At 66.7% G+C, this 15940-nt stretch carries 12 protein-coding genes; 3 read left to right on the top strand and 9 right to left on the bottom strand.

Translation table 11 applies throughout. The annotated features are described in order from the left end of the window. Positions 1-11: 11 nt before the first annotated feature. The 3 genes from Leucomu_RS03375 to Leucomu_RS03365 form a co-directional block, all read right to left on the bottom strand. Entirely contained in the window at positions 12-443 is a 432-nt protein-coding gene (locus Leucomu_RS03375; RefSeq protein WP_017882988.1) for a VOC family protein, read from the bottom strand. A 177-nt stretch (positions 444-620) separates the two neighbouring features. Further along, complete coding sequence (locus Leucomu_RS03370; protein WP_017882987.1) at positions 621-1004, bottom strand: zinc ribbon domain-containing protein YjdM; 384 nt, start codon at positions 1002-1004, stop codon at positions 621-623. A 156-nt stretch (positions 1005-1160) separates the two neighbouring features. Next, positions 1161-1370 carry a DUF4287 domain-containing protein gene (locus Leucomu_RS03365; RefSeq protein WP_017882986.1) on the bottom strand — a complete coding sequence of 70 codons (210 nt, stop codon included), beginning with the start codon at positions 1368-1370 and terminating at the stop codon, positions 1161-1163. Between the two features lie 36 nt (positions 1371-1406). Here Leucomu_RS03365 and Leucomu_RS03360 point away from each other — a divergent pair, with 36 nt between their 5' ends. Next, positions 1407-2090: a maleylpyruvate isomerase N-terminal domain-containing protein gene (locus Leucomu_RS03360; RefSeq protein ID WP_017882985.1), complete on the top strand. Its 684-nt coding sequence runs from the start codon at positions 1407-1409 to the stop codon at positions 2088-2090. 44 nt (positions 2091-2134) lie between these two features. Here Leucomu_RS03360 and Leucomu_RS03355 read toward each other — a convergent pair whose 3' ends face one another. From Leucomu_RS03355 to Leucomu_RS03345, 3 genes are all read right to left on the bottom strand, one after another. Further along, positions 2135-2482, bottom strand: coding sequence for a YciI family protein (locus tag Leucomu_RS03355; protein WP_017882984.1), 348 nt, complete (start codon positions 2480-2482; stop codon positions 2135-2137). A gap of 61 nt (positions 2483-2543) precedes the next feature. After that, positions 2544-2861, bottom strand: coding sequence for a hypothetical protein (locus Leucomu_RS03350; RefSeq protein ID WP_128386336.1), 318 nt, complete (start codon positions 2859-2861; stop codon positions 2544-2546). Positions 2862-3034: 173 nt separating this feature from the next. Next, positions 3035-7942 (bottom strand): SdrD B-like domain-containing protein, encoded by a 4908-nt coding sequence (locus tag Leucomu_RS03345; protein ID WP_228407242.1) that lies wholly within the window; start codon positions 7940-7942, stop codon positions 3035-3037. A 110-nt stretch (positions 7943-8052) separates the two neighbouring features. On the opposite strand from Leucomu_RS03345, the gene Leucomu_RS03340 reads away from it, so the two are divergent. After that, a protein-coding gene (locus Leucomu_RS03340) for an IS3 family transposase (RefSeq protein WP_128387751.1) occupies positions 8053-9275 on the top strand; the annotation gives its coding sequence in 2 pieces (ribosomal slippage) (positions 8053-8338 and positions 8338-9275; 1224 coding nt in all). Here Leucomu_RS03340 and Leucomu_RS03335 read toward each other — a convergent pair. The 3 genes from Leucomu_RS03335 to Leucomu_RS03325 all read right to left on the bottom strand — a co-directional run bounded on the left by Leucomu_RS03335 (position 9236) and on the right by Leucomu_RS03325 (position 14741). Continuing rightward, on the bottom strand, positions 9236-12076 hold the full coding sequence (locus Leucomu_RS03335; RefSeq protein ID WP_194294568.1) for a hypothetical protein: 2841 nt from the start codon (positions 12074-12076) through the stop codon (positions 9236-9238). The genes Leucomu_RS03340 and Leucomu_RS03335 overlap by 40 nt on opposite strands. A gap of 1000 nt (positions 12077-13076) precedes the next feature. Beyond that, positions 13077-14150, bottom strand: coding sequence for a redox-regulated ATPase YchF (gene ychF, locus Leucomu_RS03330; protein WP_128386335.1), 1074 nt, complete (start codon positions 14148-14150; stop codon positions 13077-13079). Between the two features lie 270 nt (positions 14151-14420). Beyond that, complete coding sequence (locus tag Leucomu_RS03325; RefSeq protein WP_017882981.1) at positions 14421-14741, bottom strand: antibiotic biosynthesis monooxygenase family protein; 321 nt, start codon at positions 14739-14741, stop codon at positions 14421-14423. Positions 14742-15130: 389 nt separating this feature from the next. Between Leucomu_RS03325 and erm the strand changes: the two genes are divergently transcribed. After that, positions 15131-15934, top strand: a complete 804-nt coding sequence (gene erm / locus Leucomu_RS03320) for a 23S ribosomal RNA methyltransferase Erm (protein ID WP_128386334.1) — start codon at positions 15131-15133, stop codon at positions 15932-15934. The last annotated feature ends 6 nt before the right edge of the window (positions 15935-15940 follow it).

Below are 15940 nucleotides of genomic sequence, written 5' to 3'. Positions count from 1 at the left end.
ACCGCGCCGTGTCAGGCGCGCTCGCAGGAGAACGCCCACATCACGCCGAAGCGGTCGAACACCTGGCCGTACCAGTCGCCCCAGGGAGCCTGTTCGAACGGCATGCCCGTCGCTCCGCCGCCGTCGATGAGCTTCTGGATCAGCCCCTGCGCCTCATCGGGCGTGTCGGTCGTGTAGAGCAGCGAGTAGGCGGTGCCGCGCACCGGGTAGTCGGTGCCGTCGTCCATCGAGTCGCCGCCCGCGATCACCCCCGCACCGCGGGGCAGCACGAGCGTCGAGTGGGCCACCGCTCGCGGGTCGGGCGTGAACGGCATGCCCTCCATCGGGGGCATGTCGCCGTATCTCAGGATCTCCAGCTCACCGCCGAAGACCTCGTGCCAGTGCTCCATGGCCTCGCCGGTCGTGCCCGGCAGTGCGATATACGTTGCGAGTGAGTGCGGCATGACATGCTCCTTCGGCGTCGGTTGCCCGTCCTCCCAGTATGCGCGCGACCGGCGAGATGCAGAACCCCCGATGCGCCACGTATCTCACGGGCGCTCGGGGCGAGTCGGGATCGTGGATCCAAGTGACGGCTGCATCCCGATACGGATCGCAGCGACGGGTTCCGCACCCGGAGATGCTCAGTTCGCGCGCTTGACGACGCTCGACTTGAGCTGCAGCTTGCCGAAACCGGGCACGCGGGCGTCGATGTCGTGATCTCCGACGCCGTCGGAGATGAGCCGGATCCCGCTCACCTTCGTGCCGGCCTTGATGGTGCCTCCGCCGCCGCCCGACACCTTGACGCTCTTCACGAGGGTCACGGAGTCGCCGTCGGAGAGCACGTTGCCGACGGCGTCGCGCACGGACCGCGATCCCTCGCCGGCGTCCGTTCCTCCCTCGGCTGCCTCGGCTGCGGCCCACTCGTGGCCGCACATCGGGCACACGAGCAGCGCCCCGGACTCGTAGGCGTACTCACTCGCGCACTCGGGGCACGGGGGCAGGCCGGGCTGCTCGTTCTCGCTCATGGGGCTCCATTCTCGCAGGTCGTCCCCGATGATACTGGCGGGCGGGATCGGGCGGGCCTCCCGGGCTCGACCCTCGTCGGGGCCGGTCGGGCCGGCGCCCTGCCGCTCGCACCGCGAGCGGATCCGATGCGGAGTCCCGGCGCTCGCCGCACAGGCTTACGCCCCGTCGTGCTCGGCGCGGAAGACGTGCACGAGCGCGTTCGCGTGGCCGTGCCCCATCCCCTGCTCCTTGAGGAACGCGACCTGCTCCATGTGCTTCTCGCCCGCGTGAGGGCGCAAGAGCTCGATCCACTCGTCGATCGACCTGCCGTACTTCGCCTCGATCGACGGGAAGTACGACTTCGGCCCCTTCGTCGCATCAGCCATCTGGCGCTCCTTTCGCTCCGGCTCCACACTAGGAGTATGCAGAGCGACGCACCAGACCCCGAATCGACGGCGACCGCGGCCCGCGCGGATGCGAGCCGGCCCGCAGCTGCCGCGAGGGCCGAGGGCGACTTCGGCGCGGCCGCCAGGTGGGCGGGCTCCCTCGTGGCGGGTCTCGGCGATCCCGACTGGTCGGCGCCCGGTCTCGGCGACTGGGATCTGCGGGCCCTCGTCGGGCACACCAGCCGCGCGCTCCTCACGGTGGAGCAGTACCTCGGCAGGCCCGCGCAGCGCGAGGAGATCTCGGGCCCCGCCGAATACTTCAGACGCACCCGCGACATGCCCGGCGCCGATCCGGCCGACGTGCACGCCCGCGGAGTGGCCGCGGGCGAAGCGCTCGGCGCGGATCCGGCGGCCGCGTTCTCGAAGATCGCCGATCGGGTGCTCGAGCTCGTACGGGGCGCCGGGGATCCGATGATCACGTGCATCGTGGGCGGGATCCGGCTCAGCGACTATCTGCCCACGCGCACCTTCGAGCTGGTGGTGCACGGCGTCGACATCGCGCGGGCGGCGGGGGTCGATCCGGCCCCTCCGCTGCCCGCGCTCCGGAGCTCGGCGGTACTCGCCGCCGAACTCGCGGTGGACAACGGCGATGGAGCGCGGATCCTGGAGGCGCTGACCGGGCGGGGAGCACTCGAACGCGGCTTCACGGTGCTCGGGTAGGGACGGTACGCGGGTTGCGGCGGCCGACTGCGGGGTGCGGGCCCTCAGGATTCTGGGTCGTCGTGGAACGGGCGCAGCTCCTGGTCGCAGTGGCAGCCGGCGGCGAGCTTCGCGGCCCACTCCTCCGCGGCCTCCCGCGTCGGCAGGTCGAGCACGCAGAAGCCGCCGTCGAGCAGGCGGGTCTCGCGGTAGAGATCCGTGGAGACCGCACCGTCGGCTGCGATCCTCACGGGGGCGACGGTGTCATCGAGCCCGCCGCCGAAGACGTAGACTCCGGCCGCCTTCGCCTCGCGGATGACCTCGCGCGAGGTGCGCTCGATCTCGGCCCACAGCTGCTCGTCTCGCACCCAGTCGAGTGCCGAGCTCGGAAACGAGATCAGGTAGTGGCTCACACTTCGAAGCTATCCGAAACCAGCCGGAAAGCCTACGACCAATTCCGGCCGCGCACGAGGATCACTCCTCTGCCATGCCGTCCACGATGAAGTGGAGGTTCGAGTCGCTCAGCTCGAGCACGTGCTCCCCCGGCGTGAAGGTGTCGAGGGAGTCGAGGAAACTCCGGATCTCACGGTTGTCCTGCTCATCGTCCACCTCGACCACCACTTCCTCGACGTCAGAGTTCACAGGGACGTACACGTACACGTATCCGCCGCGCTCGTCCATCCGCATGTTCGTGGTGTACTCCGTCCCGCCCACGGTGACGGGCTCCCCGCCACCCGCCGGCCGATTCCACGACAGCAGCGCCGCGAGCACGAGTACCACCACGGCAGCCACTGCGGTGGCGATCCACGCGGCCCTGCGTCTCGAGCGGGTCGGCCTCGAAGCCTCGGCTCGCGCCTGCCGGGCATCGTCAGAGGGTTCCCGAGATTCCCCGCGGGGCTCGGGGGAGCCCCCGGGTTCCCCCGCCTCCGCGTGCTTGCCGCGCCCCGTCACTGCGTTCTCCTCCATCACGGCTCCTGACGCGCATTCTTGCGCTGACGTCTCGCCCCGACGAACACGACGACCGCTCCGAGTGCGACGACGAGTGCGGCGTAGACAACATTGAGGCGGGCTCCTGTCAGCGCCAGATCGGCGTCGGCCGGCACCAGCGCGAACGGGAAGCTCAGCGTGAGATCGTCGCGGGTCTCGGACAGCTCGACGTTGCCCTCGACATCGAGCTCGGAGATCTGCGCGGTGAGCGATGTCGCGAGCTGCTCGTGCAGCGCGGCCGTGCGGCTGCCATCGCTCAGCCGGTATCCCTGCGGCACCTCGACCGTGGTGCGGTACTCTCTCGGCTGCAGGTAGCGCTCGGACTCCACGTCGTAGGTCGTCGGCTCCACCTCGAACTCGTAGTGCCCGCGCTCATCGGTGATCCGGGTCGAATAGCCGTGGGCGTCTTCGACGATCGTCCACTCGCCCTCAGCCCTCTCCCAGAGCGTCACCTGCCGGCCCTCGAGGAACGGCTCGCCGGCCTGGCGATCCCCGTCCTCGTTGCTGTCTTCCCAGATGTCGCCGCCGATCACGCCCAGGTGGTCGTAGACCTTGAGGCCGATGTCCATCCGCAGGTCATCGCGAACGCTCGTGATGTCCACCATGGCGCCGTCGTGATCGGCGACGGAGAACACGCGGGTGACGCCGGTGTACGGCGTGCCGAACTCGGGTGCGGCCGGGCGCACATCGCTGTCGATGGCGGGGTCGTCGCCCACGTTGAGCGGCGACCACACGTGATAGCCCTCGCGCTCGGTGGTCACCCGGTACTCGCGCGGCGCCAGGAATCCGGGCGCGTTCTCATCGTAGTGAGTGGGGCTCACCTCGAAGGCGTACCCGCCGTCGGCGGCCGTCACCGCCCGTCCGCGGCCTACGAGGTCGTCCACCTGCGCCCACTCCCCATCGACGAGCTCCCACAGCAGCACGGTACGATCCGCGATCCCGGGCTCTCCGGCGTCCTGCAGACCGTTGAGATCGACGTCGTCCCAGATCCGTCCACCGATGGTGACCGAGGCGTCGAACACCGCGAAGCCGGCGTCCGCCGTGAGTACATCGCGGGCCGAGTTCAGATCCACGCCGTCGACGCCGGAGTCGATCAGGGTCATCGCGTCCGACAGCACGAAGCTGTGCGGCTTGGCGATGGCGATCCCGTCGACATCGGCGGCGGCCTGGTAGAAGAACACGTTGTCGACCTCGACGAGCCGCATGTTGGCCGGCGCCTCGATGAGCACCCGGTACTCCTCGGCGGAGCGGTAGTGGGCCGAGTCCTTGTCGAGGTCGGCGACCTCGACCGAGAACCGATACTCACCGCGCGCGTCGGTGATGGTCGACGATCCGTCGGGCCCCTCGTAGGCCTCCCAGAGACCCGTGTCCCTGTTCAGCTTGAAGATCCGCACGTTGAGGCCGCCGATCCCTGGTTCGTCGGCGGACTGAACCCCGTTGCGGTCCCGGTCGTCGTAGACGGTGTCGCCGATCACTCGAACCGTGTCGTGCGTGATCACACCGCCGTCGATGTGGTCAACGGCGCCGGCGGTGTCGTACAGGGCATAACCGCTCCCGTCGACGTCCACGAGCGAGAATTCCTCGGAGACCGCCGTGTGTCGGGAATCCGCTATGCCGTGGTCGTACAGAGCCCCGCCCGCGGTGATCAGATTCACGAACCGCGAGTCGGTCGCGCCGCTGCCGGAGCCGATGGGCGACAGGGTCTGCCGCGAGCTCAGGTTGAACTCGACGACGTAGACGTGAGGCGTATTGAACCCGACGCTCACGGGATCGTGGTCGGCGACGTCGGCGGTGAACTCGTACGCGCCATCCACGCCGGTGCGCGTTTCTGCGACGTAGATCAGCTCGCCGTCCACGAGGCGGTTCAGCACCACGCGGATTCCGTCCATGCCGGGCTCTCCCGGATCCTGCATGCCATCGCCGTCGACGTCGTTCCAAATGCGATCACCGATTTTGGCCTGCGTCTTGAGGTTGACGACGCCGAGGTCCACATCCCTGGCCGGGATCCCCTCGAACGTCTCGATCGGGAGGAGCTGCTCCTGCAGCTCCCCGAGTACGCGAACGTCGGAGACCGCGGAGTTGTAGAGGCCCCTCGTCTCATGCACGAAGTCGTTATCCTCGGACTCGTCGTCGCCGACGTGCAACCCGGTGACCTGCTGCCAGAGCGGAACCTGGCTCACCCTCACCCGGTACTCGTATGGGACGCGCTGCTCCGAGTCGATGATGTGCAGGTTCTCGAACGCGTAGGACGCCACACCGGCCTGCGTCATGGGGGCATCCGACGCCTGCGCGTAGGCGGGTTCGATCATGCGCCCATCCGCATCCTGCCTGACCTCGACCCAGTTCCCGCCGAAGAGCACCTCCAGAGCGGCCGTGTAGATCTCATCGGCCTCGGCGGCATCGTTCTTGACGCCGTCGCCGTCGGAGTCGATGAAGACCTCACCCGAGAGGGTCGACCGCGCGTGCGGCACGAGCCCGAGGTCCACCGTGTTGTCGTCGAGCCCGGAGATGACCCTCGTAGCGTCATCGAGGTCCGCGATGCTGACGAGGTACTCGCCGACCACGGCCGTCTCGTGCATGGTTCCGTTCTTGAAGAAGTCGGAATCGGACTCGGCGGGATCGGATCCGGCGTTCGACTGCCGGTGCGGAAGCGCGAAGGTGTACCCGGTGACCAGTTCGTCGACGACCACCTGATACGCGGTGTCGACAGGCCGGCCGTCCTCGAAGACGGTGCTGGGCACCCTCATGAAGTAGTAGTACCCGTCTGCGTTCGAGACCGCGGTGTCGCTGAAAGCAGTGCGCGTCCACTCGCCGCCGTCGCGGACGTACTGCTCGAGACGGAGCGTCTGCCCTTCGACGCCGGGCTCGCCCTCGTCCTGGATGCCGTCGCGGTCGAGATCGTTCCACACGCGATTGCCGATGACGCCGTAGGTCGATTTCTCGTAGAAGCCGATGCTCACCGACTCGCGGTCGGCGAAGCCCGTTCCGAAGAGACCTTCGAGGTCGAAATGGAGCGTGTTCGTTCTGACGGTCTTCGAGCCCTTCTCGGTCGACCCGTCGTTGTCGTTCGCCTCGGCGAAAGGGTCGACGTGGTGCACGAACGGAGACACCACCCACTCGGTGCTGAAGCCGTCGTGCTGATCGGTCACCTGCACGTAATACTGGCGGTCGATCGGCAGGAGGTCGAACGCGTACTTGCCCTGCTCATCGGTGACCGCCACCAGGGGGTCGCCGTCGGCGTCGACGGCGGTCTCGCCGTTCATGCGCTTCAGGTAGACGTGATAGCCCTCGATGCCGGTTTCGGTGGCGCCGGCCTGGTATCCGTCGAGCGTGGCGATGTCTTCCTTGAAGATGGTGCCTCCGACGCGCACCTTCTGCGCCACCCCGAAGTCGAAGCTCATGCGTTCTTCGTCGGTGGTGTCGACATCGACACGAGCAGCGTCGGTGATCGTCACCAGCGCTTCATCGTCGACCTCCGCCGGGATGTCGAGCTGCTCTCCAGGAGCGTACACCCGCACTCTGGAGTTCTTGAAGACCTCCTCGGTGGTCGCAGAGAACCGATCGTACGCTCTCGGGAACTCGAGCATCACGCGATACTCCCCCGGCTGGATGTTCGAGAAGGTGTAGTAGCCGTCGTTGCCGTGGTAGTCGGTCTCGGTGACGGTGACGAGCGGGCCCTCCGAACGAATCGGCTGTTGGAAGACCTCGTCCAGCACCGACTCGCCGGTGTCCTCGTCCACGATCTCCCAGTGGTCCGAGACCCGATGGATCGGGTTGCCCAGGGCATCGACGTTGTATCCGCTCGGCGTGAGCAGGGTTGCGCGAACGCCGTTGATGCCGGGGTCGTCGATCTGCCCGTCGAAGTTCAGATCCTTCGTCGGATCGAGCAGCGTCCGCCCGTTCGCGTCGGCGAAGGGGTCGCCCTCGTCCTGCAGCCCGTTGTAATTGACGTCGTTCCAGACGTAGTTGCCGATGTAGGCGTGATCCCGCTTCTCCATCGCGTAGGCGCCGGCGGTGTTCGACTCCTGGGGGATGAAGCGGCTCACGCGCTGGGTGGCGACGAACGAGTTCCAGAGCGCCGCGTCCCGCTTCTTCTCGGGCTCGTCGAACTGCTCGAGGAAGGTCGGCGCGTTGAGCGGGGCCTTCATGTCGTACGTGAACTTGAGTTTGCTCTGTCCGGGAAGGACCTCGGCGCCGTTGTTGAAGAGCACGAGAACGGTCCTGGCCTTCTTCAGCAGCTCAGGGTCGTCCTTGATCTCGTCCAGCGTGACGAAGTGGCCGTCCCTCACCGCCGACGGCTGGCCGGGCAGCCCCAGCGAGTCGAAGAACGACTCGCTCGCGGCTTCCGCGTGAGGCACCATGGGGGCTTCGACGATCTCGCCGCCCTGCTTGGTCAGCGGTCCGACGTAGACCGTGTACTCGCTGGGCAGGTATGTCTTCTTCTCCGCGCCGTCGCGCTCGAGCTTCATGCCGTCGGGCTTGAGCCACGCGGAGTAGCGCGATCCGCGCGGGATGGTCGAGTTGCTGATCGATGTGTCGTCGGCGAACGGGAGCACGTCGTAGATGATCGGGTAGGGGTAGGGCCGGTCTCCGACCTCCTTCGAGTTGTCGACTGAGACCTCGAACGAGAAGTCGCCGCCCTGGCGCACGGGGGTCATCTCCGGCGCGACGGTTCCCGCGCGGTTCAGGTCGGAGAAGGCGACCTTGCGCTTGCCGAAGTTGTCGTAGGTCTCGTACTGGAACAGCGTCTTCTCCGAGAACACGAGGCGGTCGACCAGCAGCTGGTTCTTGTTGAAGTCGTTGTAGTCGGTCGAGTAACCCAGACGGTTCGCCGAGTTCTGCTGCGAGTTGAGCGGGTACAGCAGCCCGGTGCTGTTGGTGATCACCGCACGCGATTTCAGATCCTCCGCATCGGCCCCGGGCGAGTAGGCGTCGACCGAGCCGATGTGAATTGGCCTGGTTTGAGTTCCGATCTTTATACAAGGATGGAACTACGATGCCAAGCAAATATGACCCTGAACTTCGCCAGCGCGCACTTCGGATGCTCGCCGAAGCCCGTCCCGAGCACGAGTCGCTGACCGCGGCCTGCCGACACGTCGGTGGGCTCCTCGGAGTGAGCCCGGAGACGCTGCGCGTGTGGCAGCGCCGCTACGACATCGATACCGGCGCGAAGCCTGGCACCTCGATCGATATGGCCCAGGAGAACCGGCGGTTACGCCGCGAGGTGAGCGAGCTCCGTAAGGCCAACGAGGTACTCAAAGCCGCGAGCGTGTTTTTCGCGAAGGAACTCGACCGGCCACGAACGAAATGATCAGATTCATCGACGAGTACCGTGATCGTTTCGGGGTCGAGTTCCTCTGTCGTACGCTGCGTGCGGCAGTTCGTGGGTTCCTCACCTCCCGCGGATACCGGGCCGCGAAAGCCCGGTCGGCCTCAGCCAGGCAGCTGCGCGACGAGTTGCTCCTCCCTGAGATCCGGCGGCTCCACGCGAAGCACTATGGCGTGTACGGGCGCCGGAAGATGCATGCCCTGCTGAAGCGTGAGGGGTGGAAGATCGGCCGCGACCAGACCGAGCGTCTGATGCGGCTCGCCGGCGTGCGCGGGGTACGGAAATCAAAGCGCGTGTTCACCACACGCCCTAACAAAACGGCGGCACTGCCTGCCGATCTCGTCAACCGGAGATTCGCCGCTGACGGGCCGCGCAAGCTCTGGGTGTGCGACGTGACCTACGTCGCCACCTGGTCTGGGTTCGCCTATGTCGCGTTCGTCACTGACGTGTACTCGCGCAGAATCGTGGGCTGGAATGTCGCTGCGACGCTGAAATCTGAGGTTCTGCCGATGCAGGCACTCGATATGGCTGCGTGGCAATCGGGCGGCAGGCTCGATGGCCTGATCCATCACGCCGATCACGGGTCGAATTACACCGCCATGGTCTATACGGATCGCATTGCGGAACTCGGAGCAGTGCCCTCGACCGGGACGGTCGGCGACAGTTTTGACAATGCCATGGCTGAGGCGGTCAACAACCTCTACAAGACCGAACTGATCCGACAGCAGGGCCCCTGGCGGACGGTTGAGCAGGTCGAACTCGCGACCCTCGAATACGTGTGGTGGTGGAACCATGAGCGCCTTCACGGGGAGCTCGATATGCGTACCCCGATCGAGGTCGAGCAGGCCTACTATACTGAGGCCGAGGAACTTCTGTCACCGACAGGTTGACAGGAAAACCGGTCGGAACTCAAACCAGGCCAATTCATATCGGGGCGAGCCGTGTTGATCCGCCAGAATCCCGAGCCCTCCTGGGTGTTGTTCACCCACTCGCTGCCCGGCACCGACTTCCAAAGCACCTCCTCGCCGTCGACCACGCGGTACACGTCGACGGTGTCGATGTAGGGCTGCAGCGCCTCGCGGATCTTGAGGTAGTACAGGTCGAAGTGCTCGTAGGGCAGATCGGCCTCGACGGTCACCCGCTGATCGTTGTTGTCGTACGCTGCGGTCGGGCGAGTCACCGTCGAGGTAAAGCCGCCCAGCGACTTGTAGCCCTGGTCAAGGGTGTAATCCGCGGTACCGTACCAGGTTCCGCAAGACCAGCAGCGATAGATGTCGACGGAGTAGTCGTTGCCGACGCCGAGACCCTTGTTGACCTGATTGACGCCCTCGACCTGCACCTCCGTCTTGGTCTCGCGAACGATGATCTGGTTGTTCTTCGTCGCGGTCTTGCTGTTCTCGTACGGAGGCTCCTGAGTGCCGGAGAAAGTGGCGCGCACCGTCTGGGACGAGCCGATCTCGATGTCGGCGCTGTACTCGACGATCGCGATCGTCTGCAGCCCGTCGAGACGGAGGTTCTCACCCGAGACGATGATCTTGGCGACGTTTTCGAGAGTCACCTCGTCAGAGGTGACCTCTGACGAGGTGAACTCCTGCTCGTCGCCCGAACGGTCGACGAAGGTCACCTTCGGGTCGGTGATGCTGTCGAGCAGCGCTTCCTGCAGGGAGATGCTGCGGAACTCGAGCGAGCCCGACTTCGTCGGCGCGAGCGTGTCGATGACGTACTCCGACGAGGGCGAGTTCACTCCTCGGGTGTCGAGCTGGTACTCGACCCCGAACGTCGATTCGTAACCGACGTGGGTGGTCGTCTGCGTCTTGCGGGAACCGTACACGCCGATGACGTCGACCGCGGGAACGAGCTCGTTCGGCAGCTGGATGTCGATGGTTCCGGTCGCCGTGCGGGTGGTGTCCCTGTCGTACGGCTTCGGCTGGTAGGTGCGGATCTCACCCGTGACGGTGTGCAGCTTGTCGAGCCCGTGGCCGATCTGCGCCGAGACGGAGACGAAGTTGGCCGAGCCGCTCGAGGCGAACTCGTCGGAGTCGATGATGACCTTGGCCGCCCGTTCGGGAAGCGCGACGTTGAAGTCTCCGGTACCCGCGTACGCGCTGAGGTCGATCTCTTCGATGTCGCCGTCCATGGTCTCGTAAGAGACCCGGAGGTTCTGGGCATGCTCGAACAGGGCCGCCCGAAGTATCAGTTCGGCGTTCTTGACCCTCTCCGCGTCGGTGTTCAGCACGAGAGTGGTGGTCGAGTTCTCGGCGACCGTGTCGTTCACACCGAAGAGGAAGTCGATGAGGCTCGCGGTCTCGTACGGCACCGTGGCGCGGGCGCCCTTGCCGTCGATGCTCACCTGGATGCTCGGGATGACCTCCTCGGGGTAGATCACGTTGAAGCTCGTGTCGACCGCGGTCTGATGCTCGACCTCGGTGTAGGTGGTGTTCTGCCCGAAGTCGTCGTTGCTCGCGATCTTCTCGATGTAGGTGACCGTCGCCTGGGAGGCCATCTCGCCCACCCGGTAGGGTTCGCCGAAGACCTTGATGCTCAGGGGAAGCGTCGACCCCGGTTCCACGCGGTCGACGAGGCTCAGCGAGAGGGTGCGATCCCAGTCGAGCTCCCGCAGCTCCGAGACGTCGAACGTGAGCGTCACGAGCCCCGTGTCCTCGTCTTGCTCGCGGAGGATCGGCGAAATGGTCCTGGTGACCGCCTCCGCCGTCTCCTCATCGATGTAGGAGTATGTGATCTCCGCGTTCTCGAATGACTCCGCGGCAATCTGATCGAACTCGTAGGTGACCCGGTCGAGCGCGAAGTCCTCGTCGACCTGATAAGCGAGAACGGGGTCGAACACGGGCGCGTTGGAGTCGCTGCGGAGATCCGTGATCTCGTTGTACGTCTCGTACCCGTACACGACATCGTTCTGGCGCGTGGTGTGCGTGAAGGCGAAGTCGTAGGCGGGCAGCACGATCTCGCGCTCGACCACGCGGGTCTTCGCCCAGTTGGCGGTCTTCGCGAAGAGCACGTTCGTGATCGCCGCCACCTTGAAGTTCGTCGGCGGGTTGGGGAACCCCTGACGGCTCAGCGGCAGCGAGATGAGGAACTTGCGTTCGGTCGCACCCGCTACGCCGTCGGGGGTGAGCTCCTGCTTGGCGGCGCCGTGCTGGCGATCGATCGTGACCAGGCCAGTGCCCGAATAGGTGTACGGGATCTCGTCGGTGAGCTCGCTCTCGCCGTCCCAGTCGGTCACGTCGTAGATGAGGATGCCACCCTGGCCCGGCACCCCGACGAACTGTCCCGAGATGTAGTTGAGGTCGTCGTTGACCGCGGGCGGCCCGTCTTCGTTGTAGACCCAACGGTTGATGTCGAACGGGATGATGCCGTTGACGTTGCTGGCGGTGGAGTCGATGTCGAACGTGGCCGAGTAACCGTCGATGTTCGAGGCGACGTTCTCCGAGGTGTTGGTGATGGAGTAGACGTAGTCGATGTACTGGTAGCGATCCCAGATGGGCACGAGATCCGGGCCACCTCCCGGCACGTACGACTGGATGTCGGTCTCCCACGTCAGATCGGAGGAGATGACCGAGACACGTGACTCGTCGTCGAGCTCGTACGGGGTGCTCCACGACGATCCCTCGACGCGGTTGAACATCTCGTACGATACGAAGCCGTTGAGCTCGAAGCTCGTGCCCTCCGGCACTCCCCCCGTACGGCCCGTCCGTCCCGTCGTTGTAGGTCGTGAGGTAGAGGTCGAATGCGGGGTTCGCTCCGGCGCCCAGGCTGCCGTCGTACTCCATGATGACCGGCCCGCCCCTGACCGTCGTGTCCGAGACCACATGCCATCCGCCGCCTGCGACCACTCGGCCTTGGATGCCGAGCTCGCTCGGCGCCCGATCCCGGCCCAGCACCCGATACTCGCCATCCACGTACTCGAGCGACGGCAGGAAGATCTTGACCTGTACTCCCACGGCTTCACCCGAGGCGTAGTCGGGCACCAGGCGGTAGCTCACCCGCGTCTCCGTACCCGAGGAGAGCACGACCGCCTTCGGGTTGAGATACCCCGGGTCTCCCTGCGCGACCGTCCCGTTGAGCGTGATCGCCGGCATGTCTGCGGCGACCGCCGCGGAGATCGACGTCACACCCCCGACCACATCGGTGAACGCCAACAACAAGGCGAGCGCAGCAGTGATCACTCCTGAGACGATCTTCTTCAACGCTTGTTCCCCCGGCAGCACAGTACTAGTTCAAGAAGGGGTGGTTGAGATGAAAACGATCATGCCCGATCGTGGGTCCCCTGTTCCCATCCTACGAGAACTTCAACCGCACTGCGCACCTGGAGCCTCTCGACCCAGACTGACGACGCTCCTGGCATCGCACGCTGGTCGTTCCCTGCGCTGCGCGCCGCATTGTGCGACTGACTCGAGTTCACCCATGCACGACAAGAAGAATCATGACAGCGCGCTTCAATCGCACGATCCACGCTTCGACAGACCGCGCGGAGAGGTGCCGATTCTCTCGCGACCTGCTCGAAGCCGACGAAGTTCCTCGTTGGCCACCCCTCGAGTCGATCGCCCGTCCCGATCTGTAAGTCGGCAGGGCCCGAACCGAGCTGAACGAGGGCGACGCACCGGCTTTTCGGAAGCGGAAGCGGGAGCCAAGCTGCTTCTACCGGCGGGATTGGCGGCTCAAGCGAAGCGGCGCTACACGTTGAAACGCCACTCGCAGACGTCTCCGTCCTGCATGATGTAGTCCTTGCCCTCCATGCGCGCCTTGCCCTTCGCGCGGGCCTCGGCCACCGAGCCGGCCTCGACGAGATCCTCGAACGAGATGATCTCGCCCTTGATGAAGCCCTTCTCGAAGTCGGTGTGGATCGCACCCGCGGCCTGCGGGGCGGTCGCGCCCTTCTTGATCGTCCAGGCGCGCGCCTCCTTGGGACCCGCCGTGAGGTAGGTCTGCAGGCCGAGGGTGTCGAAGCCGACGCGGGCGAGCTGATCCAGCCCGCTCTCCTCCTGGCCGATCGAGGCCAGCAGCTCCGCGGCGTCCTCGGCATCGAGCTCGGTGAGCTCGCTCTCGATCTTCGCGTCGAGGAAGATCGCCTTCGCGGGCGCCACGAGCGCGGCGAGCTCGTCGAGGCGCGCGCGATCCTGCAGCACGCCCTCGTCGACGTTGAAGACGTAGAGGAACGGCTTCGCGGTGAGCAGGCCGAGCTCCCTGATCGGCTCGAGGTCGAGGCCGGCGTGCGACAGCACCCTGCCCTCGTCGAGGGCGGCTCGGGCGTCCTTCGCGGTCTCGACCACCGAGGCGTCGATCTTGCGGTTCTTGAGCTCCTTCTCGAGGCGCACGAGCGCCTTGTCGAGCGTCTGCATGTCGGCGATGATCAGCTCGGTGTTGATCGTCTCCATGTCGCTCGCGGGATCGACGGCGCCGTCGACGTGCACCACGTCGGGGTCGCTGAAGCCGCGCACCACCTGCGCGATCGCATCGGCCTCACGGATGTTCGCGAGGAACTGGTTGCCGAGTCCCTCGCCCTCGCTCGCGCCGCGCACGATGCCGGCGATGTCGACGAAGCTGACGGGGGCGGGCAGGATCCGCTCGCTGCCGAAGATCTCGGCGAGCTTGTCGAGGCGCGCGTCGGGCAGGTTCACCACACCCACGTTGGGCTCGATGGTCGCGAACGGGTAGTTCGCGGCGAGCGCGTCGTTCTGGGTGAGAGCGTTGAAGAGGGTGGACTTGCCCACGTTGGGCAGGCCGACGATTCCGATTGTAAGAGCCACGAGGGTCCAGTCTACGCGACCCCCGGGGCGCCCCGGGGCTGGCCGCCCTGGCGGGCGCTCACGGGATCCTCTACGGGGCCCGGGGGATATTTTCCGCGCCCGTGCTTCGGATCTCACCCGCGTTTCGGAGCGGATGACGGGATCTCGTCCGAGACACGCGTGAGATCCGAGGGTCTGTGCGACAGAATGCATCGCGGCAGAGCCCGAGCAGGAGCCCAAGCACGGAGTGACAAGCCGGGCAGCCCGCCGAGCGTCGAGCCGCCCCGGGCCTCAGCTCATGCCGTCGAGGTCGACGACCTCGAACTCGAGCAGCTCCGCCCCGGTCGCCACCGGCTTGCGCGGCTGCTCCCCATCGGTTCGCGCGTGCGCGTCGGCGTTGCCGCGCGAGTCGCGCCACGCCTCGAAATGCTGCTCCGTCTCCCAGCGGGTGACGACGAAGTACCGCTCGTCGCCCTGCACCGGGCGCAGCAGTTCGAAGCCCTGGAATCCGGGCGAGGAGTCGACCGCGTGCTTGCGGGCGGCGAATCGCGCCTCGAGTTCGGGCCCCTTCCCCTCCGGAACTGAGATGGCGTTGATCTTGACGACGGACATGTGACCACCGGCCTTTCGCGCTGCGGTTCGATGCGTAGGAAGCGATCTCCACCGTACCGCGCACCGGCGCGGGCCGCGGCAGGCAGTCGCCCGCCGACCCGCGCCACCGCAGGGGGCGCCCCTGACATCCGGGGCCTGGGCTGCTACGGTGGTGCGCATGGGAACACTGTGCAGCGCGCTCGGTCAGCGCGCCTTCTTCCGGGATCGTCGCGCCTGACGGCGCGATCCCGAACCGCTGCCCCGCACCCCGTCCGCGCGTGAGCCTCTGAACGCACGCCCGCCACGGATCGGGCAGCTCGACGCGCCGACCTCCGAGCCCATCGCGCCCGGATCGCCGCTGCTGCAGCACGCCTCCGGGCGCTCCGCACCTCTCTCGGATGGAGCGCCTCATGCACGCGCACCCGCACTCAGAACACCTCGCCGACGCACGGTCGCGCTACGGCGGCCGGCACGAGCTCGGCCAGAACTTCCTGCACCACCGGCCCACGATCGAGCAGATCGCCGAACTCGCGCGCGATACCGCGGGCCCGATCCTCGAGATCGGACCCGGTGACGGCGCGCTGACCGCCGACCTCGCCAGCCTCGGGCGCCCACTGACGCTCGTGGAGCTCGACGAGCACCGCGTGCGCCGCCTCAGACGGCGCTTTCCGGGCGCGACGGTGGTGCACGCCGACGCCCTGCGCACGGCCTTCGACGCGCCGGTCGTCGTCGGCAACCTCCCCTTCCACCTCACCACGCCGCTGCTGCGCAAGCTGCTGCGGTCGCCGCACTGGGAGCGGGCGATCCTCATCACCCAGTGGGAGGTCGCCCGCAAGCGCGCTGGCGTGGGCGGCGGCACCCTCCTCACCGGGCAGTCGGCGCCGTGGTTCGACTTCCGGCTGCGGTGCCGGGTGCCGGCAAGGGCGTTCCGTCCGGTGCCCGGCGTCGACGGCGGGCTGCTCGACATCTCGCGGCGCGGTTCGCCCCTGGTGCCGCTCTCGGAGCGCGCCGCCTACGAGCGCTTCGTGCGGCGCGTCTTCACCGCCCGCGGGCGGGGGATCGGTCAGAACCTGCAGCGAGGGCTCGGGATCAGCCGCACCGCGACCGCCGCTGCGCTGCGGCGCGCATCCATCTCGGCGGCGGCGCTGCCGCGTGATCTCACGCCTCCGCAGTGGGCGAGCCTGTGGCGGAGCACAGGACCGGGGCGCGGGTGACCCCAG

Origin of the sequence: Leucobacter muris (assembly GCF_004028235.1) — a bacterium.
Lineage (GTDB): Bacteria > Actinomycetota > Actinomycetes > Actinomycetales > Microbacteriaceae > Leucobacter > Leucobacter muris.
The sequence above is the reverse complement of the archived record's forward strand: the minus strand, read 5'-3'. Positions and strand labels throughout refer to the sequence as shown.